Below are 23,160 nucleotides of genomic sequence, written 5' to 3'. Positions count from 1 at the left end.
GGCTACCGGCCCGCAGACGGTGATGAACCGTAGCCCGGCTAAGCGCAGCGCAAGCCGGGGGGGTTGTCGTAGCTAAAAAGCAATTAATGTTTTATTAACACCTGCGCTTCACCGTATAATCCCTGCGTTAACATCAGGAGCCTATTATGAAGCCAGCGAAAATTGCGGTGATTACCCTGTTCTTATTTATGGCCATCAGCGGCATCGGCGGCGTGATGCTGGCCGGTTATTCATTTATTGTTCGCGGTGGTGTCGGCTGATTCGCCGGTTCAGCCGTTCAAATCCCCGATCGACGATAATCGCCGCCAGCGCCACCAGCAGCGCCCCCTGAATCACATAAGCGGTATTAAATCCGCTGAGGCCGATAACAATCGGCGTGCCGAGCGTATTCGCGCCGACGGTTGAAGCAATGGTCGCCGTACCGATATTGACGATGGTCGAGGTACGAATTCCGGCCAGCATCACCGGCGCCGCTAGCGGCAGCTCAACTTTTATCAGCCTCTGCCAGCCGGTCATCCCCATTCCCTGAGCGATAGCTAACACGCCGGACGGTACCGCCCCAATCCCGGCCAGCGTGCCCTGTAAAACCGGTAAGATGCCGTACAGCACCAGCGCAATAAGCGCGGGCTGCCAGCCAAACCCCATCACCGGAACCGCAATCGCCAGCACCGCGACCGGCGGAAACGTCTGCCCCATTGCGGCAATCGTCTCCACCAGCGGGCGAAACTCATGCCCCGCCGGACGGGTGACCGCAATCCCGGCGACGACGCCTACCACCGTAGCCGCGAGGCTGGAGAGCGCCACCAGCCAAAAGTGCGCAAGGGTAAGAGAAACAAAACTCTCCTGCTGATAAACCGGACGCGGTAGCTCGGGAAACAGCGCGCTGAACAGCGGCGCGCTGTAGGGCAACGCCAGCAGCAGCGCGATAAACATGGCGCTGAGCCACAGCAGCGGATCACGCAGCACCTTCACGCCGGGCCTCCTCGCGCAGCAGGTCGGCAAAATGCAGCGTCCCGCAGGCCTCTCCCTGCTCATCGACCACCGGCAGCACCTCGCAGCGATGAGCAACGAACTGCGACAGCGCCTCGCGCAGGGTCATCGTCACGTTCAACGCGTCCCCCGCCAGGCGCTCATCGCGGCGCAGATAATCACTCACGCCGCGTAGCGACAGCAGGCGCACGCCAAGTTCGCTACGGCCAAAGAACGTCTCCACAAACGCATTTTTTGGCTCAAGCAGCATTTGCAGCGGCTCGCCCTGCTGTACCACTTCGCCGCCGTCCATCAACACCAGATGGTCCGCCAGCCGCAGCGCCTCATCGATATCGTGAGTCACCAGCACAATAGTGCGTCCCAGCAGGCGATGAATGCGGATCATCTCCTGCTGCAAGGCTTCGCGCGTCACCGGATCGAGCGCGCCGAAGGGTTCATCCATCAGCAGCACTTCCGGGTTGGCGGCCAGCGCGCGCGCCACGCCGACGCGCTGCTGCTGGCCGCCGGAAAGCTGATGCGGGTAGCGTTCGCGCAGGCCCGGCTCCAGCCCCAGCAAGGCCATCAGCTCATCGACCCGCGCCTGGGTCTTCTGCCGCGACCACTTTTGCAGCTGCGGGACGGTGGCAATGTTCTGCGCCACCGTCCAGTGGGGGAACAGGCCGATGGACTGGATGGCGTAGCCCATTCTGCGGCGCAGTTCGAGCACCGGCTGCTGGCGAATATCCTGCCCGGCGAAACGGATCGTCCCGCTGTCGTGCTCCACCAGGCGATTAATCATCTTTAGCGTTGTCGACTTCCCCGAGCCGGAGGTGCCAATCAGCACCGAAAATGCCCCCTCGCGCAGATGCAGATTGAGGTTTTTCACCGCAGGCTCTCCGGCAAAGGCTTTATTGACGCCGTCGAACTCAATCACGGGCCTCTCCTTTCAGTAATGCGCCCCACAGCGCGAATAACGCATCCACCACCACCGCCAGCGCGATGGTCGGGATAACCCCCAGCAGCACCAGATCCAGCGCGCTGCTGAGCAGCCCCTGGAAAACCAGCGCGCCGAAGCCGCCCGCGCCAATCAGGGCCGCCACCACCGCCATACCCACGGTTTGTACGCTGACCACCCGCAGGCTGCGCAACAACACCGGCAACGCCAGCGGTAGCTGTACCTGACGAAAGCGCTGCACGCCGCTCATCCCCATCGCCGTCGCGCTCTCCAGCGCTTCGCGCGGCACCTGCTGAAGGCCGATCGTCACCCCGCGCACCAGCGGCAATAGCGCATACAGCACCAGCGCAATCAGCGCCGGCGTGATGCCGGTGCCGGAAACGCCGAGCTGCGCCAGCGACGGAAACTGGCGCGCCAGCCCGGCCAGCGGCGCGATAAGCAGGCCAAAAAGCGCGACGGAGGGAACGGTCTGAATCACGTTGAGAACGGCAAAAACCGGCGATTGCCAGCGGGGGTAGCGCCAGAGCCAGACGCCAACGGGCAAGCCAATCAGCAGCCCCGGCAGCAGGGTCCCCAACAGCAGCGTCACATGCTGGGACAGCGCATCGTCAAACACCTCGCGGCGATTGAAATACTCTTTCAGCAAAGAGAGGCCATCGAGCGCGCCGAGCCCCAGCAGCAGCGCGGGCAGCAGCCAGACCTGCGCGTTCAGCAGCCAGCGCCACAGGGCTCGGGTCGTCAGGCGACGAACGGCATCGCTGGCGATAAGCAGGCACAGGGCCAGCGCCAGCCACAGGCCGCTTCCCGGCGAGGTGCGGGCCAACGGAGAACCGCTCTGAGCCAGCTGTACCGCCGCACTGCCGGCTCCCCACAGCAATAAAGGCAGCAGCAGATCCGCCAGCAGAAAGATAACCAGCAGCGGGAGACGCCCGGGACGCCAGCTCAGCAGCGCTATCAGCAGCCCTGCCGCCCCCTGTACGCCCGCCAGCCACGGCCAGACCTGCCATAGCCAGCGCCCCTCGCCCGATAACAGCCGGTTAGGCGCATAGTTAATAAACGGCAGTGCCATCGCCAGCAGCAGGAGGAATGCCAGCAGCAGCGCAACCCGGTTACAGCAACGAGTGGTCACGCGCGCCCTACTTCAGCAGCCCTTTCTGTTGCAGATAGTCGGCGGCGACTTTCTTCGCATCCAGGCCCTCAACCGCAATACTGGCGTTCAGCTTTTGCAGCGTCTTTTCATCCAGGCTGGCGAAGACCGGCTGTAGCCAGTCGGCTATCTGCGGATACGCTTTTAACACCGCTTCACGTACGACCGGCGTGGGCGCATAAATCGGCTGCACGCCCTTCGGGTCGCTCAGGGTTTGCAGACCCAGCGCGGCGACCGGGCCATCGGTACCGTAGGCCATCGCCGCATTCACGCCGGAGGTTTGCTGCGCCGCCGCTTTGATGGTGACCGCCGTATCGCCGCCCGCCAGCGACAGCAGCTGATTTTGCTTGAGCGTGAAGTCGTAGGCTTTTTCAAACGCCGGCAGCGCGTCCGGCCGTTCAATAAATTCCGCCGAGGCGGCCAGCTTAAAGTCACCGCCCTTTTTCAGATAGCCGGCAAGGTCGCTTAATGAGGCGAGGTGGTTTTTCTCCGCCAGATCCTGACGGACGGCGATAGTCCAGGTGTTGTTGGCCGGAGCCGGGGTAAGCCAGACGAGCTTATTGTTTTCCGCATCCAGCTTTTTAACTTTTTCATATCCCTGCTGCGCGTTTTTCCACGCCGGGTCGTTCTCCTCTTTGAAGAAGAACGCGCCGTTGCCGGTATATTCCGGGTAAATGTCCAGCTCTCCGGCGGTTATCGCCCCGCGCACCACCGGGGTGGTGCCAAGCTGGATTTTATTGACGGTTTTCACCCCATGGCTTTCCAGAACCTGCAAAATAATATTGCCGAGCAGCGCCCCTTCGGTGTCAATTTTTGAGCCGACCTTAACCGGCTCCGCCGCCTGCAGCGGCAGACTTATCAGGGCCGCCAGCGCCAGCGTGCCGGACCACATACTTGCCTTAATCATCCTCGCGTCCCTCTTTAATTTGCGCTCCATTAACAGGAGCTTAAGCAAAAAGCGTAGTTCATTTGGGGCGGAGCGGAAAAAGAAAAGGCCGATAAATCGGCCTTTGGGGTAAGGAATGCGTGTTCCCGGATGGCGGCCGCAGCCTCACCCGGGCGACAAATCACCATTACAGCAGTTCAAACTCGCTCTGCTTCACGCGGGCGGAGTCGACGCCGATAAAGACGTTGAATTTACCTGGCTCGGCGTCGTACTTCATCTGCTGGTTCCAGAACTTCAGCGCTTCAACGTCAATCGGGAAGCTGACGGTTTGCGTCTCGCCCGGCTTGAGGGTCACCTTTTTAAAGCCGCGCAGCATTTTCACCGGACGGCTCATGGAGGCGGTAACGTCCTGCAGATAAAGCTGAATCACCGTCGCCCCTTCGCGCTTGCCGGTATTGGTTACCTGCACGCTGGCGGTCACGCTGCCGTCGCGCTGCAGGGTCGGCGCCGACATTTTCACGTCGGAAACGCTAAAGGTGGTGTAGCTCAGGCCGTAGCCAAACGGATAGAGCGGGCCGTTGGCTTCATCAAAGTAGCGCGAGGTGTACTTGTTTGGCTTATCCGCATTGTACGGGCGACCGGTGTTGAGATGGCTGTAGTAGGTCGGGATCTGCCCGACCGAGCGCGGGAAGGACATGGGCAGCTTGCCAGACGGGTTGTAGTCGCCGAACAGCACATCGGCAATGGCGTTGCCGCCTTCGGTACCGGCAAACCAGGTTTCGAGGATCGCATCAGCCTGCTGATCCTCTTTCACCAGCGCCAGCGGACGACCGTTCATCAGCACCAGCACCAGCGGTTTACCGGTCGCTTTCAGCGCGCTAATCAGGGCGCGCTGGCTCGGCGGCAGGGTGATGTCGGTGCGGCTGGAGGCTTCGTGGGCCATGCCCTGCGCCTCGCCCACCACGGCAACCACCACGTCGGACTGCTTCGCCGCCGCCACGGCTTCGTCAATCATCTCCTGCGGCGAGCGCGAGTCAACCTGCACCGCTTTCTCGTACAGATTGAGGAAGTCGACGATGCCTTTATCGTCAGTGACGTTGGCGCCTTTGGCATAGATAATCTTGCCTTTGTCGCCCAGCGCGTTCTGCAAACCGGTCAGCACGGTGACCGACTGATCGGCCACGCCCGCCGCCGACCAGCTGCCCATCATGTCGCGCTTGCTGTCGGCCAGCGCGCCGATTACCGCGATAGTGCCCGATTTTTTCAACGGCAGCGTATCGAGGCGGTTTTTCAGCAGCACCAGGCTTTCGCGCGCCACTTCGCGCGCTTCTTTGCGATGCAGGCGGCTTTCGGCGTTGGTATCCTGCGGATCGGAATCTTTCGGCCCCAGGTGGCTATACGGGTCGTTAAACAGGCCCATATCATATTTCACGTTCAGCACGTGGCGGGTCGCGTCATCCAGCTCCGCCATCGTCACCTTACCGGACTTCACCAGTCCCGGCAGATACTTGCTGTAGTACTCGTCGCTCATGCTCATATTGATGCCGGACTTCAGCGCCACGCGCACCGCGTCTTCCGGGTCCGACGCCACGCCGTGTTTGATCAGCTCTTTGATAGCGCCATGGTCGGAGACGGTGATGCCTTTAAAGCCCCACTGGTCGCGCAGCACGTCCTTAAGCAGCCAGGCGTCGGAGGTCGCCGGGGTACCGTTGAGCGAGTTGAGCGCCACCATAACCGCGCCGCTGCCCGCATCCAGCCCCGCTTTGTAGGGCGGCATATAGTCGTTGAACAGGCGCTGCGGGCTCATATCAACGGTGTTGTACTCTTTGCCGCCTTCGACCGCGCCGTAGGCGGCAAAGTGCTTGACGCTGGTCATCACCGAGTAGCGATCTGCCGGGCTTTTCCCCTGCATCGACTCCACCATCGCCCTGCCCATCTCGGTGGTCAGGTAGGTATCTTCCCCGAACCCTTCCGAAGCGCGGCCCCAGCGCGGATCGCGGGAGACGTCGACCATCGGCGCCCAGGTCATGTTCAGGCCATCATCGGCCGCTTCGTAAGCCGACACCCGCCCGACGGTGTTCACCGCGTCGAGGTTAAAAGAGGAGGCCAGGCCAAGGCTAATCGGAAAGACGGTACGCTGGCCGTGGAGCACGTCATAGGCGAAAAAGAGCGGGATTTTCAGGCGGCTGAGTTCCATCACCTGATCCTGCATAATGCGGATATCATGGCGGGTCACGGTGTTAAAAATCGCCCCCACCTGGCCTTCTTTGATCATCTCGCGGATGGCCTCTTTCGGGTTATCCGGGCCGACGCTAATTAAGCGCAGCTGACCGATTTTTTCATCCACCGTCATTTTCGTCAGCAGTTCCGTCACAAACGCATCCCGCGCCTGCGGCGTTAGGGGATGATTGCCGAACAATTCATCCGCCAGCGCCGGTTGCAGCGCCAGGCTCACAGCGACGCCTACAGTACAAAGCCATTTCATTTTTATCCCTCATTGTTCCAGTCGACCAGATCGGCGAAAAGATAGCAAAAATCGAAGTCTGCCATAAACATAAACGAGACGCCTGAATAAAGCGCGCGTTGTTCTCTGATTTTTAGAAACATTGATGCATCAAATTGTCATACAAAGCGCTATTCTTATTTTTGATAATTTTGTACCACCACAAGGAGTGGAACATGTCATCTGCAACAACCTATAACAACGCTTTTCTGGCTGAACTCGCCCGTCTGGTCGGCTCGTCCCATCTGCTCACCGACCCGGCTAAAACCCAGCGCTACCGTAAAGGCTTTCGCTCCGGCCAGGGCGACGCGCTGGCGGTGGTCTTTCCCGGTACCCTGCTGGAGCTGTGGCGCGTGCTGAACGCCTGCGTCAACGCCGATAAAATCATTCTGATGCAGGCGGCCAACACCGGCCTGACCGAAGGCTCAACGCCGAACGGTAACGATTATGACCGCGATATCGTCATTATCAGCACCCTGCGCCTGGATAAACTGCATCTGCTGGATAAAGGCGAGCAGGTGCTGGCTTATCCCGGCACGACACTCTATTCGCTGGAAAAAGCGCTGAAGCCGCTGGGTCGCGAACCGCACTCGGTCATTGGTTCATCCTGCATCGGGGCATCGGTGGTCGGCGGGATCTGCAACAACTCCGGCGGCTCGCTGGTACAGCGCGGCCCGGCGTATACCGAAATGTCGCTGTACGCGCAAATTGATGAAAACGGCAAGCTGACGCTGGTGAACCACCTCGGCATTGACCTCGGCACCACGCCAGAGCAAATCCTCAGCCGCCTCGACGACGAACGGGTTAAAGATGAAGATGTGCGCCACGATGGCCGCCACGCCCACGATCATGATTACGTCACCCGCGTGCGCGACGTGAATGCCGATACCCCGGCGCGCTACAACGCCGACCCGGACCGCCTGTTTGAATCCTCGGGCTGCGCCGGCAAGCTGGCGGTGTTCGCCGTGCGCCTCGATACCTTCCCGGCGGAAAAACGCCAGCAGGTGTTCTACATCGGCACCAACCGCCCGGACGTGCTGACCGAAATTCGCCGCCATATTCTCGCCGAGTTCAACCATCTGCCGGTGGCGGGCGAGTACATGCACCGCGATATTTACGACATCGCCGAGCAGTACGGGAAAGACACCTTCCTGATGATCGACAAGCTCGGCACCGATAAAATGCCGTTCTTCTTTACCATGAAGGGCCGCACCGACGCGATGCTGGAGAAAGTGTCGCTGTTTAAGCCGCACTTCACCGACCGCTTTATGCAAAAGCTGGGTCACGTCTTCCCGTCGCATCTGCCGGAGCGAATGAAAACCTGGCGCGATAAATACGAACACCATCTGCTGCTGAAAATGGCGGGCGACGGCATCGAAGAGGCTCAGGCCTGGCTCGGGGAATATTTCCAGAATGCCGAAGGGGATTTCTTCGTCTGCACCGCAGAAGAAGGCAGCAAAGCCTTCCTGCACCGCTTTGCCGCCGCGGGTGCGGCGATCCGCTACCAGGCGGTTCACGCCGATGAGGTGGAAGATATTCTGGCGCTGGACATCGCCCTGCGCCGTAACGACACCGAATGGTTTGAGCATCTTCCCGCCGATATCGATAGCCAGCTGGTGCATAAGCTCTATTACGGCCACTTTATGTGCCACGTTTTCCATCAGGATTACATCGTGAAAAAAGGCGTCGATGCCCACGAACTGAAAGAGAAAATGCTGGCGCTGCTGAAGGAGCGGGGCGCCCAATATCCGGCCGAGCATAACGTCGGCCATCTGTATGAAGCGCCGGAAAGCTTAAAACGCTTCTATCGCGAAAACGATCCCACCAACAGCATGAACCCGGGGATTGGCAAAACCAGTAAGCAAAAATACTGGGGCGAAGTGCAGGATAAACCGACGAGCGCGACCGAACCGCAATAATCCGCACGGGGGACTGTTCAGCCGCGGGGCTTCTGTATTACGCTGCACGCCGGAGAAATTTCCTCTCCGGCAAACCCGTTTAAGGAATTAACCCATCATGTCCGCAGTGGATAAGCTACACGACGCTGACTTAGAGATCCGCGAAGCGCTGCCCGATGACGCCCACGCTATCGCCGCGCTGTACGTCTGGCACGTGCTCAATGGACGCGCCTCTTTTGAAGAGATCCCGCCAACCGTGGATGAGATGCGCAAGCGAATCAAAACCGTGCGCGATAGCGGGCTGCCGTGGCTGGTTGCCCTGTGGCGCGGCACCATCGTCGGCTACTGCTACGCCACCTTTTACCGCCCGCGTCCGGCCTACCGCTACACCCTGGAAGAGTCGATTTACGTTGAGGCGGGAATGGGGGGACGCGGTATCGGCAGCGCCCTGCTCTCCCGGTTAATTGAGAAATGCGAACAGGGACCGTGGCGACAAATGCTGGCGATTATCGGCGACGGCCACAGTAACGCCGGGTCGATTGCGATTCATAAAAAGTTCGGTTTTAGCGTGGCGGGTCAGCTGCGCAGCGTCGGCTATAAGATGGGCGACTGGCGGGATACCTTGATTATGCAGCGCCCGCTCGGCGATGGCGACTGGACGCTGCCGGAGTAACCCCCCGGCTCGCGCTGCGCTTAGCCGGGCTACGGTACAGCGCGGTTCGGTAGCCCGGATAAGGCGTTTACGCCGTAATCCGGGGAAATGGGGGTTAATCGTTCTGCGCGGTCTGCGCGCCGCCTTTCAGCATCGCATCGGCCATCTGCGCTTCACGCTGCTTTTTATAGCTGAGCGCGGAAGCCGGAACCGGCATCACTTTTCCCGTTTCAATCCACGTTCTCAGGCGGCTGGCGTCGGCGAAGTGAGTATATTTGCCAAACGCATCCATCACCACCAGCGCCACCGGGCGCTGATTAATCACCGTACGCATAATCAGGCAGTGGCCCGCCGCGTTAGTAAAGCCGGTTTTGGTCAGCTGAATATTCCAGTTATCGCGGTAGACCAGATGGTTGGTATTGCGGAACGGCAGCGTATACGCCGGATGGGCGAATGTCGCCATATCTTCTTTAGTGGTGCTCAGCTGGCCAATCAGCGGATACTGCTCGCTGGCGATCAGCAGCTTAGTCAGATCGCGGGCGGTAGAGACGTTATGAATCGACAGACCGGTGGGCTCAACGTAGCGGGTGCGGGTCATCCCCAGCGCCTGCGCCTTGGCGTTCATCGCGCGGATAAAGGCGTCGTAGCCGCCCGGATAATGGTGCGCCAGGCTGGCGGCGGCGCGGTTTTCCGACGACATCAGCGCCAGCAGCAGCATATTGCGGCGGCTGATTTGGCTGTTCAGGCGCACCCGTGAATAGATCCCTTTCATTTCAGGCGTCTGGCTGATATCAACGGTCAGCATCTCATCCAGCGGCAGATGGGCATCAAGCACCACCATCGCGGTCATCACCTTAGTGATCGACGCCATCGGGCGAACCAGGTCCGGCTGGCTGGCATAGATGATTTTTTTGCTGGCAAGGTCGACGATCATCGCACTGCCGGAAGCGATATCCGGCTGGGAGGCGGTCACCGCCGTGGAGGTTTTAGCCAACGCCTGGGGCGCAAAAGGCACAGCCAGCAGCAACGTCAGGCTGAGCAAAGAAACTCGAAATTTGGTCATCGTGAACATTCTGAAAAGTATTTTTGCACGTTATGAACGTACGCCGCGGCGCTGGGGTGATGACGCCGCTGGCAAAAATCATCATACCTTGTCAGAACGCGAGCTGGCTAATAAGAATCGTGAACAAATGCTGCATTGCCGACATAAAAATCTATTTATGCCGGCAATGAGTTAAATCAGAAGAGCCGATATCCGTATCCCCAGAGAATAACGGTGATCGCCAGCAGCACTTCCAGCACCAGCACCCCTATCGCCAGAGTCGAGCTGGCGAAGCTCAACCCCTCTTCTTTGTTAATCCCCAGGAACGTGGGAATACCGAGATACAGCAGATAGCCGGTGTAAAGCAGCGCGACGGTCCCGACCAGCGCGCACAGCCACACCAGCGGATAGAGCGCCACGAGCCCGCTGAGGAAAAGCGGCGTGGCGACATAGCCGGCGAAAACCATACAGCGCTTAAGGGAAGGCCGCTGCGGATAGCTTCGCGCCATCCACCAGATAACCCGCCCCATCACCGCAACCCCGGCAAGCATCACGGCGTAAAACAGCACCGCCAGGGCCAGCCCGGTCATCAGCGACAGTTTTACCACCGTGCCGTCGCCGAAGTTCCAGCCCAGCTGCGTGGTGCCAATAAAGGCGCAGATAACCGGAACTGCCGCCATGACCAGCACATGGTGCGTATAGTGATGCGAAACGGTTTCGTTTTCGCTTTTAATAACGCTCATCTCTTGATTAGGATGAGAGAAGAGCCCCCAGACATGGTTCATAGCGTCCCCCTTGTCACGGCGTGGTACAGCACTGATCCAAGTATAATTCACCTTGTAGATTATTTTGTGTACAGCGAGAAAAATGCGCTTCCCCCGCATTTTTATCATCAGGGTGTATGATTAAGGGACTGACGTTTTATGGAGTTAATCTTTATATGGATATCAATAACCTGATTTCCCAGTACGGCTACGCGGCGCTGGTCATTGGCAGCGTGGCGGAAGGCGAAACCATCACGCTGCTCGGCGGCGTGGCGGCACATCAGGGATTATTGAAGTTCTGGCTGGTGGTTATCTCGGTCGCCCTCGGGGGGATGATTGGCGATCAGCTGCTTTATTTACTCGGCAGGCGCTTTGGCGGACGGATTCTGCGGCGATTCGCACGCCAGAAAAAGCGGATCCAAAAGGCCCAGCGCATGATCCAGCGTCGCCCCTACCTGTTTGTCATCGGCACCCGCTTTATGTACGGCTTTCGGGTTATCGGCCCGCTGCTGATTGGCGCCAGCCGCCTGCCGCCGAAGGTGTTTCTGCCGCTGAATATTGTCGGCGCGATTATCTGGGCGTTAATTTTTACCACGCTCGGCTATCTCGGCGGGGAAGCGATTGGCCCGTGGCTGCATCATTTGGATGCGCATCTGAAGCACTGGATCTGGCTGATTCTGGCGGTGGTGCTGGTGGTTGCGGCGCACTGGTGGCTAAAGCGCCGCGAGGCAAAGAAGAAAGAGTGACGAGAGTTCCCGGATGGCGGCGTAAACGCCTTATCCGGGCTACAGACTCCACGGACCGCATGGGCCTGTAGCCCGGCTAAGCGCAGCGCGAGCCGGGGAAACAGAACTACTTCGTCGCCTGATGATACCCGCCGCCCAGCGCGGAGGTCAGTTGGATGCTGGCATCAAGCCACTGGCCGTGCAGGCGCAGCGCGGTGACGCGCTCCTGCAGCGCCGGCAGCTTCGCCAGGCTGACGCGCGAGCCGGAAATAATCCCGGCGTTCATCCGCGCCTGCGCCAGCGCGACCATCCGCTGAGCATCTTTTTCAACCTGCTGCTGCTGCTGATTTTTCGCCATCAGCGTTTCCATCTGGCTGGCGGTTTTCGCCACCTGATTAACCGCATCAACCACCGCTTTGTTGTACTTCGCTATCGACAGGCCATTTTGCGCGCTGGCGATATCCAGGTTCGCGTTCAGGCGGCCGCTATCAAAGATCGGCAGGGTCAGCCCGGCGGTGACGCCCATCTGCTGGGCAGAGTGGCGGAACAGATCGCTAAGATGCAGGGCATCCTGCTGCAGGAAGGCCATCAGGTTGATATCCGGATAAAACGCGGCTTTCGCGGCATCAACTTCGCTTAATGAAGCCTCGATATACCAGTGGGCAACCTGCAGGTCCGGGCGTCGCGCCAGCAGCTCATAGCCCAGCTGGTTGGGCATTTGCGCGCTGACGGCGGGTAAATCCGCCGGATGAAGATTCAGCGCCTGGCTCTGGCTGTTGGTCAGCGCCATCAGCCGCGCTTCAATCTCCTTCATATTGCCCGCCACGTCGGCGAGCTGCTGATCGGTTTTACTGACGTTAATATCGTTCTCCGCCCCTTCGGCCGAGTTGGTGATCCCGCGTTGATACAGCGCAGTATCCACGGTAACGACATTATTCTGTTCGCGCTTCACCTGCGTCAGCACGTTTTTAATGGCCGCTTCGGTCTGCCACTGCCAGTAAAGGCGGGCGACGCTGCCGGCCAGCAGTTCGCGGGTCTGGGCTTCTTCGGCAACCTGAGCTTTGACTTCACCGATGCGCGCTTTAAGCAGCGCGCGGTTTTTACCCCACAGGTCCAGATCCCATCCGGCGGTTAGTCCGAAGGTGCCGTTGGTGTACCACGGTCCGGTATTGCCGTCGGTATCGGTGGCAAATGGCCCCATCAGCCCCTCGGAGGACATTTTCTGCCGTTCAATATCGGCGGAAAAATCCAGGTTCGGCCCCAGGCTGGATTGCGACATCCGCGCCTGCGCTTCCGCCAGCCTGATGCGCTGTTCGGCAATCTGCATGTCCGGCGCATTGGCTAAGGCACGCTGAATCAGGCTATTGAGCTGAGGGTCATGGTAATCCTGCCACCAGTTGCTCTGCGGCCAGCCGTTTTTCACGGCGGCGGGCAGTTCCGTTGCGACGTGGGATGCCGGGGTTTGCTGCTGGAGCGGCTTGCCAGTATCGTGCGATGGCGCGCAGCCCGCCAGCGCGATAACCAGTGGCAGGCCAGCCAACGCGCATTTGCTCAAAGTCAGGTTCATGAAATCGGTCAGATGATTAAATAAGGTCGGGTATATTAAGCTACTTGCATCCTTGCCGTTTAGTAAAGCGTGTGCCGTAACTATTAGCAGACTAAAAATAAACTTCTCATGGAGTGACAATGAGTCAGAACATCTATGACGATCCCGCTTTTTTTGCCGGATACGCCACCCTCGACCGTTCAGTCAAAGGGCTGGAAGGCGCGCCCGAGTGGCCAACCCTTCAGCAAATGCTTCCGCCGTTATCCGGTCTACGCGTCGTCGATCTTGGCTGCGGCTACGGCTGGTTTTGCCGCTGGGCCCGCGATCGGGGCGCCGCGCAGGTGGACGGGCTGGATCTCTCCAGCCGAATGCTGGAGCGCGCCCGCGAAATGACGGAGGGCGAAGGTATCCGCTATCGCTGCGAAGATCTTCAGACGCTTACCCTGCCCGCCGATAGCTGCGAGCTGGTCTATAGCTCGCTGGCGCTGCACTATCTGCCCGACGTGGCGCCGCTGTTCGCCACCGTTTACCGGGCGCTGACGCCCGGCGGTACGCTGCTGTTCTCCGCCGAGCATCCCATCTATACCGCCCCGCCGCGTCAGGGCTGGCAGGTGGATGAGAACGGGCAGAAAAGTTGGCCGGTGAGCCACTACCAGCAGGAGGGCGAGCGCATCAGCAACTGGTTTGCCGACGGGGTGAAAAAGCAGCATCGCAAGCTGTCCAGCTGGATAAACCAGCTGATCGCCGCCGGTTTTATCATCGAGCATCTGGATGAGTGGGGACCGACGGCGGAGCAGATTGCCGCTCAGCCGGCGCTGGATGAAGAAAAAGAGCGGCCGATGATTTTTCTCCTGCGCGCGCGCAAGCCGGCGTAATACGCAAAAAGGCCCGGAAGTTATCCGGGCCATAAGGCTGATGTTAGCTTCGTGCTCAGGGCATTACTCTTTTAAGCTGCCGCCGTTGGTGGCGATTACCTCTTTATACCACCAGAAGCTTTTCTTGCGGCTGCGCGCCAGGGTGCCGTTGCCTTCATCGTCGCGATCGACGTAGATAAAGCCATAGCGTTTGGACATCTCCGCCTTCGACGCGCTCACCAGGTCGATAGGTCCCCAGCTGGTGTAGCCCATCAGCTCAACGCCGTCCTCTATTGCCTCACGAGCCTGCACCAGATGGTCGTTAAGGTAGCTGATCCGGTAATCGTCGTTGATGCTGCCGTCGGCTTCCACCTTATCCTTAGCGCCCAGGCCGTTTTCCACGATAAACAGCGGCTTCTGATAGCGATCCCACAGCACGTTCAGCAGCGTGCGCAGGCCGAGGGGGTCAATCTGCCAGCCCCACTCCGAGCTTGCCAGGTGCGGGTTCGGCACCATGCTGAGAATATTGCCGCGCGATTTTTTGTTCAGCTCTTCGTCGGCGGTCACGCAGCCGGTCATATAGTAGCTGAAGGAGATAAAATCAACGGTCTCTTTCAGGGCTTCGCGATCGGCATCGGCGATCTCAAGGCTAATGCCGTTGTCGCGGAAATAGCGCAGCATATAGCCCGGGTAAGCGCCGCGGCACTGGACATCGCCAAAGAACTGCCAGCTGCGGTTCTGCTGCAGGGTTTCAAAAATATCGTCCGGTTTGCAGCTCAGCGGATACATCAGGCCGCCGAGCAGCATGTTGCCGATTTTGCCCTCAGGCACGATGTCATGGCAGGCCTTAGCCGCCAGCGCGCTCGCCACCAGCTGATGGTGAATAGCCTGGTAGACTTCAGCTTTGCTGCTGTCGGCCGGCAGACCGACGCCGGTCATCGGCGCGTGCAGGGACATATTGATTTCATTAAAGGTCAGCCACAGTTTGACCTTCGCCTGGTAGCGCGCAAACACCGTACGGGCGTAGCGTTCGAAGAAGCCAATGACTTTGCGATTGCCCCAGCCGCCGTAGTTTTTCACCAGCGCCCACGGCATCTCATAGTGGGACAGGGTCACCAGCGGAGTAATATTGTGCTTCGCCATTTCATCAAACAGCTTATCGTAAAAGGCCAGCCCGGCTTCGTTTGGCTGCGCCTCATCGCCCTCAGGGAAAATACGCGCCCAGGCAATGGATACGCGCAGGCAGTTAAAGCCCATCTCGGCAAAGAGGCTGATATCCTCCGGATAACGATGGTAAAAATCGATGGCAACATCTTTTATGCCGCTATCGCCAGGCACGCGTTCTACGACGTCGCCAAATACGCCGCGCGGCTGGACGTCAGAAGTGGTTAATCCCTTCCCGTCTTCCAGATAAGCGCCTTCAACCTGGTTTGCCGCGGTCGCGCCGCCCCATAAAAACGCCTGTGGGAATGTCTTCATTCATCTCTCTCCTGTGATTAACGGCTTACGGACAACAGCGGCTGACCGGCATCCACCGCGCTGGCGGATACGATGTCGAGAGCACGAAAATCGTCGCTGTTGCTGATAATAATGGGCGTCGCCAGATCGTAACCGGCGTTCAGAATCGCCTGACGGTCAAACTCCAGCAGCAGATCGCCCGCTTTGATTTTGTCGCCCTCTTTAACGTGGGCGGTGAACGGTGCGCCATCGAGCTTGACGGTGTCGATGCCCACGTGGATGAGCAGCTCGATTCCGCTATCGCTCAGCAGACCGATGGCATGTTTCGTCTGAAAAATCGAGGCGACCTCGCCCGAGAACGGCGCAATAACTTTGCCCACTGAGGGGATAATCGCTACGCCCTGGCCAAGTAAACCGCTGGCGAAGGTACTATCGGGAACCTGATCCAGCGCCAGTACGCTGCCGGTCATCGGCGCCAGGATGTCGTTTTCCGAGGCCGGAGCCACCACAACGGCCGCCTGTTCAGCGGTGCTGCGCGGCAGCCCGGCGACTAACGTGAGCGCGCAGGCGATAATTAAAGCGGCAACCGTCCCCAGCGCGCCGCCCCACACCGTGGCGTCAATGCCCTGCGGCGGGATCATCTGCGCCAGGGTGAAAATATTACCGAAACCGAAAGAATAGACGTGGCTGTCGCTAAAGCCGACAATCGCGCCGCCGATGGCGCCAGCGACGCAGCCGAAGATAAACGGACGGCGGAGCGGCAGATTCAGCCCATAAATCGCCGGCTCGGTCACGCCGAAGATCCCCGCGGATACCGCCGAGCCCGCCAGCACTTTTTGCCGCGCATCGCGGGTGCGCAGGAAAATCCCCAGCGCGGCGCCAACCTGCCCCATCACCGCCGGCAGCAGCATTGGCATCATTGAATCATGGCCAAGCACGGCAAGGTTGTTAATCATTAACGGTATCAGGCCCCAGTGCAGCCCAAAGATGACGCACACCTGCCACAGCGCCCCCATCGCCGCGCCGGCAAGCCAGGGCGCAACCTGATAGATAAGCTGATAGCCGTTGGCCAGCTGCTGGCTCAGCCAGGTCGCAACCGGGCCGATAATCAGAAACGTGAGCGGGACGACCACGGCCAGGCAAATCGCCGGGGTAAAGAAGTTCTTCATCGACGAGGGCAGTATCGCGTTGCTGCGCCGCTCAATCCAGCAGCTCACCCACGAGGCGAGGATAATCGGGATGACCGATGAACTGTAATTGATAAAGGTCACCGGAATCCCAAGGAAATACTCCGTCGCGGCGTCAGGCGCCATACTGGCTTCAAAAGATTGAATCATCAGCGGATGGGTTAACGCGCCGCCGATCACCATGGTAATAAAGGCGTTGCCGCCAAATTTCTTACCGGCGGTATAGCCGAGAAACAGCGGGAAAAAGAAGAACAGCGCATCGCTGGCGGCAAACCAGATTTTGTAGGTTGCCTGCTGCGTCGTTAACCAGCCGCAAACGACCGCCAGCGCCAGCAGCCCTTTGAGGATCCCCGAGGCCGCCAGGACGCCGATAAACGGGGTGAAAATACCGGAAACCACGTCGATAAGCTGGCCGATAATCGACACTTTTTCGCCTTTCACCGCCACCGGCTCGCTGTCATCCGTCAGCCCGGCTTCGCTGCGCACCGCCAGCCAGACATCGTGCACGTGGTTACCGATGACCACCTGAAACTGGCCGCCGCTTTCCACCACCATGATGACGCCAGGATTCGCCTTCAGTCCTTCGGCATCCGCCTTCTTGCTATCTTTGAGCTTAAAACGCAGCCGCGTTGCGCAGTGAACCAGACTCACAATATTCTCTTTGCCACCAACCCGGCTGAGAATATCCTGCGCGAGTGCTTTATATTCCATGCTGTTTTTCCTTACTTCCGCTGCCCGCAGGCATCGTTAACTGAGTATTAAAAATAAAAAAAACCCGAGAACAACGCCGTGTAGGCGTTGCGCTCAGGTTTTGCCTGCGTAATGCAGTAACAATCCAGTTGTAGCGCGGGAGCTATGCGCCAGGCCCGATCGGCGCTTAGCGTCCCTCTTTTCTCACCCGCTCAATATGAATGGCGAGAAACATAATTTCTTCCGTCGTCAGCGGCCGCTGGTAGCTCTTTTGCAGGTGCCGGGCGACGGTTTCCGCACACTTCCACGCTTTAGGGTAGTTATCCTTTACCGCGCTGTGCAGCGTCACATCATCATCTTCGACCACCGTTCGCGTCAGCATACGCTGGGCGAAAAACTTGAGATGGGTGACAAAGCGCTGGTAGCTCAGCGACTCTTCGTCGTAGTTCAGCGTCAGCTGATACTTCACCAGCTGCAGGATCTCCTGCATGACCCGGGTGACGTGCATCACTTCCGGCATTTCGCTGTTGAGCTGCGCCGTGACCAGATGCAGGGCGATAAAACCCGCTTCATCTTCGGCCAGTTCAACCCCGAGCCGTTTGGCGATAATCGCCCGCGCTTCCTGCCCTAACTCAAATTCCTTCGGATACAGCCGCTTTATTTCCCACAGCAGCACATTACGAATAGCGATGCCCTTCTTCTGCCGCTCAATCGCAAAGTGGCAGTGGTCGGTCAGGGTAATGTACAAACTATCCTGTAACTTCCCGAGACGACCGCGCGCCAGATCGATAATCCGATCGCAGGTCGTCATCACTTCTAATGGTATCTGACTGAGTAATTCACCTAAACGGCCAACCAGTTCATCGCTCTGCAGCGCGAAGACCTTTTCAATTTTACTTTCATCAAGAGAGTCACCAACGCGTTTCTGAAAGGCAAGTCCTCGGCCCATGACCACCTGTTCGCGCTGCTGCTCATCAACAACCACCACTACATTATTATTAAGTACTTTGGCGATTTGCATATGAACCCCAAAAACAAAAAAACCTGACCCCGACGGATGCCAGGAAATCAGGTTTTGCCTGCCGGAGCAGTAACAATCGGTAGTGAGTATTTCACTGTCCGCCGGGTAATCTCAATGGGACAAGCTAAAAAATGTGATGCCGGTCAGATAGTTTAGCTACGCCAGTCGTTAATCGTGCGCGCTATGCTGGTTGAATCCTGTAGGGTGCGTACCGCGCTGAACAGGTCAGCCGCTTCGAGGTACTCTTTACGCAAATAGCTCAGCCACTGTTTTATCCGCGCGACGTGATAAAGGCCGGTGTCGCCCTGCTTTTCCAGACGAGTGTATTTTTGCAGCAGTTCGACCACCTGCGGCCAGGGCATACGCGGTTCGTTATATTTTATCACCCGGCTCAGGTTTGGAACGTTCAGCGCGCCGCGGCCAATCATCACCGCATCGCAGCCGGTCGCGGCCAGGCAATCCTGGGCGCTTTGCCAGTCCCAGATTTCACCGTTGGCCACCACCGGGATAGTCAGGCGCTGACGGATTTCGCCGATAGCCTGCCAGTCAATGCGCTCCGCTTTATAGCCATCCTCTTTGGTGCGGCCGTGAACCACCAGCTCGCTGGCGCCCGCCTGCTGGACCGCATCGGCAATTTCAAACCGCCGCTCGCCGCTGTCCCAGCCAAGCCGAACTTTTACCGTGACCGGCAGATGGCCTGGAACCGCCTCGCGCATCGCTTTGGCGCCGCGATAGATAAGCTCGGGATCTTTGAGCAGCGTCGCCCCGCCGCCGCTGCCGTTCACCAGTTTTGACGGGCAGCCGCAGTTAAGGTCAACGCCCCAGGAACCGAGTTCGACCGCGCGAGCGGCATTTTCCGCCAGCCACTGCGGATACTGCCCGAGCAGCTGTACGCGCACGCGGGTGCCGGACGGCGTCAGGCTGTTGTTATGCAGTTCCGGACACAGTCTGTAGAACGATTTTACCGGCAGGAGCTGATCCACCACGCGCAAGAATTCGGTGATGCAGAGATCGTAATCATTCACTTCGGTCAGCAGCTCGCGCACCAGCGAATCGAGCACGCCTTCCATCGGCGCCAGTAATACACGCATATTGTTTTTTCATTGCCCGGAAAAAAGAGGCGCTATGTTAGCGCCTCTGGATGCGGGTTGAAAGGGGCCGAGATCGGTTTTCCCGGCTTGCGCTGCGCTTAGCCGGGCTACAAGGTCACCTCTGTCTGCGCCCTGGGAAATGCACAGCCGCTTAACGTGGTTCCAGGCAGTTATCCTCTTTCCAGCCGTACAGCCACTCGATGCCGCGATAAAACTCGCTCTGGGTCTTGCCTTTCCACAGCAGGTTGCGTACCTGGCGCTCAACGCCGGCGGCGTGATAGACCCGCCCCATTTCACGCGTCGACCAGACGATCCGCGCAGTACGCGGAATACGTACCGACTCATACAGCGCGAAAGCGCGGGCGGCATCGCCGTCGCACTGCGCCAGGGCTTTACCCAGCGTCACCGCGTCTTCCAGCGCCATACAGGCCCCCTGGGCCATATACTGCGCCACCGGGTGAGCGGCATCGCCAACCAGCGTGATGCGGTCATTGCCCCATTTCTCTACCGGCTCGCGGTCGGCGGTGGACCAGCGCCGCCAGGAGGTCGGCTTATCCAGCATCTGCCGGGGACGCGGGTGAATGCCTTTAAAGTAGGAGAGCACCTCTTCTTTACTGCCGTCGCGCACGCCCCACTCTTCTTTCTCCCGGCTGTGGAAGGTCACCACCAGATTGTACTGCTTGCCGCCGCGCAGCGGATAATGCACCAGGTGGCAGTGCGGACCGGCCCACAGCACCGGCGCGTTAATGCGCAAATCGTCCGGCATATCGGCGGCGTCGACCACCGCGCGATAGACTACATGGCCGGTCACCCGCGGCGAATCGCCCAGCAGGCTCTGGCGTACAACCGACTTACCGCCGTCGCAGCCGATCAGGATATCCGCCGTCCAGCTGTTGCCTTTGTCATCGAAAACCGTCACGTCATCGGTGGTCTGGCGGATATCCACCACCTGGGTCGAGGTGCGATACTCCACGGCCGGATGGGTCAGCGCCGCTTCCCAAACGGTGGCGTGGATGTCTACCCGGTGGATCACCGCATACGGCCCGCCAAAATGGTCGCGGAACGCCTGTCCGGTCTCAATATGCACCACCTCTTCGCCGCTTACCGCATCCATCATGGTGATATGGTCGGTAAATACCGCCCGCTGGCGGGCGACTTCGCCGACGCCGAGGCTGTCCAGCGCCGAGAACGCATTTGGGCCAAGCTGGATCCCCGCGCCGATTTCGCCGATTTCATGCGCCTTTTCCAGCAGCATCACTTTGATGCCCTGGCGCGCCAGAGAGAGCGCCGTGGCCGCTCCGCCAATACCACCGCCGACAATAATTGCTCGCATCACTTTTGCCATGTTGCCTCCTAAGCCGGGATCTTATCTTGTTGGTTTTCCGGCGCGGCGGCGATAAACGCCGGTAGCCGGGTGCAGGCGTCATAGACCGCCTGGCAGCGCGGATAGTGGCTGAGATCGCAGCCCATTCTCAGCGCGTTGGCCCACTGCGGTACCAGACAGCAGTCTGCCAGGGTGGGCGCATCGCCCACGCAAAAAGCGCCGGATTTCGCGTGGCGCAATAGCTGCTCGACGGCGCTGAATCCCTGCTGGATCCAGTGCGCATACCAGCGCTTTTTCTCCTCTTCGCTTACCTTCAGTTCGTCGCTGAGGTAGCGTAAAACGCGCATGTTGTTTATTGGATGAATATCGCAGGCGATGGCGTAAACAATCTCCAGGACCCGCATCCGCGCGCTGTCCTCCTGGGGCAGCAGCAGCGGTTGCGGATAGTGCCGATCCAGCCAGTCGGCAATCGCCAGCGACTGGCCGAGAGATTCACCATCATCAGTAATCAACGTTGGCACCAGGCCAACCGGATTCAGCCGCCGGTACTCCAGCGCGTTCTGCTGACCGATGCGGATATTGACGCCCACGCTCTTGTAGTCGATGCCTTTCAGCGCCAGCGCGATGCGCACGCGGTAGGAGGCTGAGCTATTGAAAAAACTGTACAGCTTCATCATTCACCTCACACCACGCGCACGGCGATTGGCGTCAGTCCATCTACGTTGCCGGTGATGACATCGCCTTTCACCACCGCGCCGACGCCTTCCGGCGTGCCGGTGAAAATCAGATCGCCGGACTGCAGCTCAAAGAAGCCGGAAAGATAGCTGATGGTTTCATTAACCGACCAGATCAGGTGGCGAATATCGCTGCGCTGATGATCTTCCCCGTTTACCTGCAGCCAAATTCCGGCCTGGTTCACGTCCGCCGTATCCGCTTTATGCAGCGGCGCAATCGGCGCGGACAGGTCAAAAGCTTTGCCAATCTCCCACGGACGGCCCATCTGGCGCATCTCCATCTGGCGATCGCGGCGGGTCATATCCAGCCCCGTGGCATAGCCCCAGATATACTCATGGGCCTGCTCCAGCGGGATATCGCTTCCCCGCTTGCCAATCGCCACCACCAGTTCAATTTCGTAGTGATAGTTGTCGGTTTGCGTCGGATACGGTAACTCCAGCGTCTCTCCCGCAGCGACGGGCACCACCGCATCGGCTGGCTTACAGAAGAAAAACGGCGGTTCGCGATCCGGGTCAAAGCCCATTTCACGCGCGTGAGCGGCGTAGTTGCGGCCCACGCAGTAAACGCGGCGCACCGGGAACTGCTCATCGCTGCCGACAACCGGAACGCTAATCGGGGCCTGGGGTGCAAAAACGTATTGAGTCATGATGGATTCCTTATTCTTCATTTTTAATAACGCGCTTCGCGGAACAGGCCGAGCGCTTCCTGCACGGGACGGTCCGAAAAGCTGAATAACACGGTATCTTCGGCAGAGTTAAAAGAGACGGCGTGCCAGGTCGGCACCACGAAGATATCTTTTGCCAGGAAGGCGAAGGTCTGTTCGCCAATGGTGACCTGGCCGCTACCTTCCACCACGTGATAGATAGTGCTGTCGGTGGTTTTCGCCGCGCGTGAGGTAAACCCTTTCGGTAACAGCTGCAGGAAGGCGCCCATCGACGGCATCGGGTAGCCGCCGGTAACCGGGTTAACGTAGCGCATTTTATAGCCGTCCCACTCATCGGCATCGCCCATACGCGTCAGGTCGTGCAGCGCTTCGCGGCTGCGGTCGTAGCGATAGTTAAAGATGGGCGAAGAGTTACCGACCTGATGGCGCAGCGGCAGCATATTGGCGGCGTAGCGCGGCAGGTAGTCTCCCTCTTTGCGGGTCACCGGCTGCTGATCTTCCGGGTAATCCTCAGCGAAGCCGCAGCCCAGATAGTTCACCAGCGGCAGGTCGAGGCCGTCGAGCCAGACCACCGGCTCATTGCCGGGATTGCCGTGATCGTGCCAGCGCCACTGCGGCGTCAGAATAAAGTCGCCGGCGCGCATGGCGGTGCGTTCGCCATCGACGGCGGTAAATGCCCCTTCACCTTCAACCACAAAGCGCAGCGCCGACTGGTTATGACGGTGGCTCGGCGCCACTTCGCCGGGCATAATCAGCTGTAATCCGGCGTACAGCGAGGAGGTAATCGATGACTGTCCGCGCAGCGCCGGGTTCTCCAGCACCAGCACGCGGCGTATCGCCTCTTTCGCGCCAATCAGCTCGCCGCTTTTCATCAGCAGCGGGCGAATCTCCTGATAATTCCAGTAGGCCGGGGCGCAGGTGGCATTCGGCGTTTTCGGCACCAGGTGGTGCAGGGATTCCCAAAGCGGCGTCAGGTTTTGTCCGGAAATATGCTGATAGTACTGCTGACGGTCTTTATTGATTTCCATTGAAGATTGAGTCATGAGCGT

20 protein-coding genes and 1 pseudogene are annotated in these 23,160 nt (G+C 59.1%); 5 read left to right on the top strand and 16 right to left on the bottom strand.

Annotated elements, in window-relative coordinates:
- Positions 1-146: 146 nt before the first annotated feature.
- The gene (locus ABLV30_RS07020; protein ID WP_004103838.1) at positions 147-260 is read left to right on the top strand and encodes a protein YohO; all 114 of its coding nucleotides are present in this window, start codon (positions 147-149) and stop codon (positions 258-260) included.
- On the opposite strand, the gene ABLV30_RS07015 is transcribed toward ABLV30_RS07020, so the two are convergent.
- The 5 genes from ABLV30_RS07015 to bglX form a co-directional block, all read right to left on the bottom strand.
- On the bottom strand, positions 235-972 hold the full coding sequence (locus tag ABLV30_RS07015; protein WP_014230132.1) for an ABC transporter permease subunit: 738 nt from the start codon (positions 970-972) through the stop codon (positions 235-237). The two genes, ABLV30_RS07020 and ABLV30_RS07015, sit on opposite strands and share 26 nt — an antisense overlap.
- A complete protein-coding gene (locus tag ABLV30_RS07010; RefSeq protein WP_154950489.1) occupies positions 956-1,903 on the bottom strand; it encodes an ABC transporter ATP-binding protein in 948 nt (315 codons plus the stop codon). Before ABLV30_RS07010 ends, ABLV30_RS07015 begins: the two co-directional genes overlap by 17 nt.
- Positions 1,896-3,053, bottom strand: coding sequence for an ABC transporter permease (locus tag ABLV30_RS07005; protein ID WP_025106765.1), 1,158 nt, complete (start codon positions 3,051-3,053; stop codon positions 1,896-1,898). Before ABLV30_RS07005 ends, ABLV30_RS07010 begins: the two co-directional genes overlap by 8 nt.
- 7 nt (positions 3,054-3,060) lie before the next feature.
- Positions 3,061-3,978, bottom strand: coding sequence for an ABC transporter substrate-binding protein (locus ABLV30_RS07000; protein ID WP_154950487.1), 918 nt, complete (start codon positions 3,976-3,978; stop codon positions 3,061-3,063).
- Between the two features lie 166 nt (positions 3,979-4,144).
- A complete protein-coding gene (gene bglX, locus ABLV30_RS06995) occupies positions 4,145-6,442 on the bottom strand; it encodes a beta-glucosidase BglX (protein WP_071846086.1) in 2,298 nt (765 codons plus the stop codon).
- 194 nt (positions 6,443-6,636) lie between these two features.
- Here bglX and dld point away from each other — a divergent pair, with 194 nt between their 5' ends.
- Together dld and ABLV30_RS06985 are read left to right on the top strand one after the other, a co-directional pair.
- Entirely contained in the window at positions 6,637-8,379 is a 1,743-nt protein-coding gene (gene dld / locus ABLV30_RS06990) for a D-lactate dehydrogenase (RefSeq protein WP_064379389.1), read from the top strand.
- Between the two features lie 97 nt (positions 8,380-8,476).
- Positions 8,477-9,031, top strand: a complete 555-nt coding sequence (locus tag ABLV30_RS06985; RefSeq protein WP_004138576.1) for a GNAT family N-acetyltransferase — start codon at positions 8,477-8,479, stop codon at positions 9,029-9,031.
- A 94-nt stretch (positions 9,032-9,125) separates the two neighbouring features.
- On the opposite strand, the gene pbpG is transcribed toward ABLV30_RS06985, so the two are convergent.
- Together pbpG and ABLV30_RS06975 are read right to left on the bottom strand one after the other, a co-directional pair.
- Positions 9,126-10,073 carry a D-alanyl-D-alanine endopeptidase gene (gene pbpG, locus ABLV30_RS06980; RefSeq protein ID WP_014230138.1) on the bottom strand — a complete coding sequence of 316 codons (948 nt, stop codon included), beginning with the start codon at positions 10,071-10,073 and terminating at the stop codon, positions 9,126-9,128.
- A gap of 176 nt (positions 10,074-10,249) precedes the next feature.
- Positions 10,250-10,837 (bottom strand): Yip1 family protein, encoded by a 588-nt coding sequence (locus ABLV30_RS06975; protein WP_004122818.1) that lies wholly within the window; start codon positions 10,835-10,837, stop codon positions 10,250-10,252.
- Positions 10,838-10,992: 155 nt separating this feature from the next.
- On the opposite strand from ABLV30_RS06975, the gene ABLV30_RS06970 reads away from it, so the two are divergent.
- Positions 10,993-11,562, top strand: a complete 570-nt coding sequence (locus ABLV30_RS06970) for a DedA family protein (RefSeq protein WP_014230139.1) — start codon at positions 10,993-10,995, stop codon at positions 11,560-11,562.
- Positions 11,563-11,668: 106 nt separating this feature from the next.
- Here ABLV30_RS06970 and mdtQ read toward each other — a convergent pair whose 3' ends face one another.
- Positions 11,669-13,108, bottom strand: coding sequence for a multidrug resistance outer membrane protein MdtQ (gene mdtQ, locus ABLV30_RS06965; protein ID WP_048260747.1), 1,440 nt, complete (start codon positions 13,106-13,108; stop codon positions 11,669-11,671).
- 119 nt (positions 13,109-13,227) lie between these two features.
- On the opposite strand from mdtQ, the gene ABLV30_RS06960 reads away from it, so the two are divergent.
- Entirely contained in the window at positions 13,228-13,962 is a 735-nt protein-coding gene (locus ABLV30_RS06960; protein ID WP_154950485.1) for a class I SAM-dependent methyltransferase, read from the top strand.
- Between the two features lie 63 nt (positions 13,963-14,025).
- On the opposite strand, the gene ascB is transcribed toward ABLV30_RS06960, so the two are convergent.
- The 8 genes and pseudogenes from ascB to gtdA all read right to left on the bottom strand — a co-directional run bounded on the left by ascB (position 14,026) and on the right by gtdA (position 23,154).
- Positions 14,026-15,420 carry a 6-phospho-beta-glucosidase gene (gene ascB / locus ABLV30_RS06955; protein WP_014230142.1) on the bottom strand — a complete coding sequence of 465 codons (1,395 nt, stop codon included), beginning with the start codon at positions 15,418-15,420 and terminating at the stop codon, positions 14,026-14,028.
- A 17-nt stretch (positions 15,421-15,437) separates the two neighbouring features.
- A pseudogene (bglF, locus tag ABLV30_RS06950) lies at positions 15,438-17,410 on the bottom strand (PTS beta-glucoside transporter subunit IIABC).
- Positions 17,411-17,463: 53 nt separating this feature from the next.
- Positions 17,464-18,297 carry a transcriptional antiterminator BglG gene (bglG, locus tag ABLV30_RS06945; RefSeq protein ID WP_014230144.1) on the bottom strand — a complete coding sequence of 278 codons (834 nt, stop codon included), beginning with the start codon at positions 18,295-18,297 and terminating at the stop codon, positions 17,464-17,466.
- A 152-nt stretch (positions 18,298-18,449) separates the two neighbouring features.
- Positions 18,450-19,388 (bottom strand): tRNA dihydrouridine(16) synthase DusC, encoded by a 939-nt coding sequence (gene dusC / locus ABLV30_RS06940; protein WP_014230145.1) that lies wholly within the window; start codon positions 19,386-19,388, stop codon positions 18,450-18,452.
- Between the two features lie 151 nt (positions 19,389-19,539).
- Positions 19,540-20,733: a 3-hydroxybenzoate 6-monooxygenase gene (locus ABLV30_RS06935; RefSeq protein ID WP_025106758.1), complete on the bottom strand. Its 1,194-nt coding sequence runs from the start codon at positions 20,731-20,733 to the stop codon at positions 19,540-19,542.
- A gap of 8 nt (positions 20,734-20,741) precedes the next feature.
- Positions 20,742-21,386 carry a maleylacetoacetate isomerase gene (gene maiA, locus ABLV30_RS06930; protein WP_348865584.1) on the bottom strand — a complete coding sequence of 215 codons (645 nt, stop codon included), beginning with the start codon at positions 21,384-21,386 and terminating at the stop codon, positions 20,742-20,744.
- A gap of 8 nt (positions 21,387-21,394) precedes the next feature.
- The gene (locus tag ABLV30_RS06925) at positions 21,395-22,093 is read right to left on the bottom strand and encodes a fumarylacetoacetate hydrolase family protein (RefSeq protein WP_154950483.1); all 699 of its coding nucleotides are present in this window, start codon (positions 22,091-22,093) and stop codon (positions 21,395-21,397) included.
- 23 nt (positions 22,094-22,116) lie between these two features.
- Positions 22,117-23,154: a gentisate 1,2-dioxygenase gene (gene gtdA / locus ABLV30_RS06920; RefSeq protein WP_154950481.1), complete on the bottom strand. Its 1,038-nt coding sequence runs from the start codon at positions 23,152-23,154 to the stop codon at positions 22,117-22,119.
- Positions 23,155-23,160: the final 6 nt, after the last annotated feature.

This window comes from Klebsiella sp. CN_Kp113 (assembly GCF_040064585.1).
In the GTDB taxonomy this organism is placed as follows: Bacteria; Pseudomonadota; Gammaproteobacteria; order Enterobacterales; family Enterobacteriaceae; genus Klebsiella; species Klebsiella michiganensis.
Note: the sequence above shows the minus strand (reverse complement) of the source record. Positions and strands in the feature narration are given on the sequence as shown.

Bases quoted from the DNA above. Each gene is read 5' to 3' on its own strand.
- ABLV30_RS07020 (WP_004103838.1), top strand. From the start codon at position 147: ATGAAGCCAGCGAAAATTGCGGTGATTACCCTGTTCTTATTTATGGCC.
- ABLV30_RS07000 (WP_154950487.1), bottom strand. From the start codon at position 3,978: ATGATTAAGGCAAGTATGTGGTCCGGCACGCTGGCGCTGGCGGCCCTG.
- bglX (WP_071846086.1), bottom strand. From the start codon at position 6,442: ATGAAATGGCTTTGTACTGTAGGCGTCGCTGTGAGCCTGGCGCTGCAA.
- dld (WP_064379389.1), top strand. From the start codon at position 6,637: ATGTCATCTGCAACAACCTATAACAACGCTTTTCTGGCTGAACTCGCC.
- ABLV30_RS06985 (WP_004138576.1), top strand. From the start codon at position 8,477: ATGTCCGCAGTGGATAAGCTACACGACGCTGACTTAGAGATCCGCGAA.
- pbpG (WP_014230138.1), bottom strand. From the start codon at position 10,073: ATGACCAAATTTCGAGTTTCTTTGCTCAGCCTGACGTTGCTGCTGGCT.
- ABLV30_RS06975 (WP_004122818.1), bottom strand. From the start codon at position 10,837: ATGAACCATGTCTGGGGGCTCTTCTCTCATCCTAATCAAGAGATGAGC.
- ABLV30_RS06970 (WP_014230139.1), top strand. From the start codon at position 10,993: ATGGATATCAATAACCTGATTTCCCAGTACGGCTACGCGGCGCTGGTC.
- mdtQ (WP_048260747.1), bottom strand. From the start codon at position 13,108: ATGAACCTGACTTTGAGCAAATGCGCGTTGGCTGGCCTGCCACTGGTT.
- ABLV30_RS06960 (WP_154950485.1), top strand. From the start codon at position 13,228: ATGAGTCAGAACATCTATGACGATCCCGCTTTTTTTGCCGGATACGCC.
- ascB (WP_014230142.1), bottom strand. From the start codon at position 15,420: ATGAAGACATTCCCACAGGCGTTTTTATGGGGCGGCGCGACCGCGGCA.
- bglG (WP_014230144.1), bottom strand. From the start codon at position 18,297: ATGCAAATCGCCAAAGTACTTAATAATAATGTAGTGGTGGTTGTTGAT.
- dusC (WP_014230145.1), bottom strand. From the start codon at position 19,388: ATGCGTGTATTACTGGCGCCGATGGAAGGCGTGCTCGATTCGCTGGTG.
- ABLV30_RS06935 (WP_025106758.1), bottom strand. From the start codon at position 20,733: ATGGCAAAAGTGATGCGAGCAATTATTGTCGGCGGTGGTATTGGCGGA.
- maiA (WP_348865584.1), bottom strand. From the start codon at position 21,386: ATGAAGCTGTACAGTTTTTTCAATAGCTCAGCCTCCTACCGCGTGCGC.
- ABLV30_RS06925 (WP_154950483.1), bottom strand. From the start codon at position 22,093: ATGACTCAATACGTTTTTGCACCCCAGGCCCCGATTAGCGTTCCGGTT.
- gtdA (WP_154950481.1), bottom strand. From the start codon at position 23,154: ATGACTCAATCTTCAATGGAAATCAATAAAGACCGTCAGCAGTACTAT.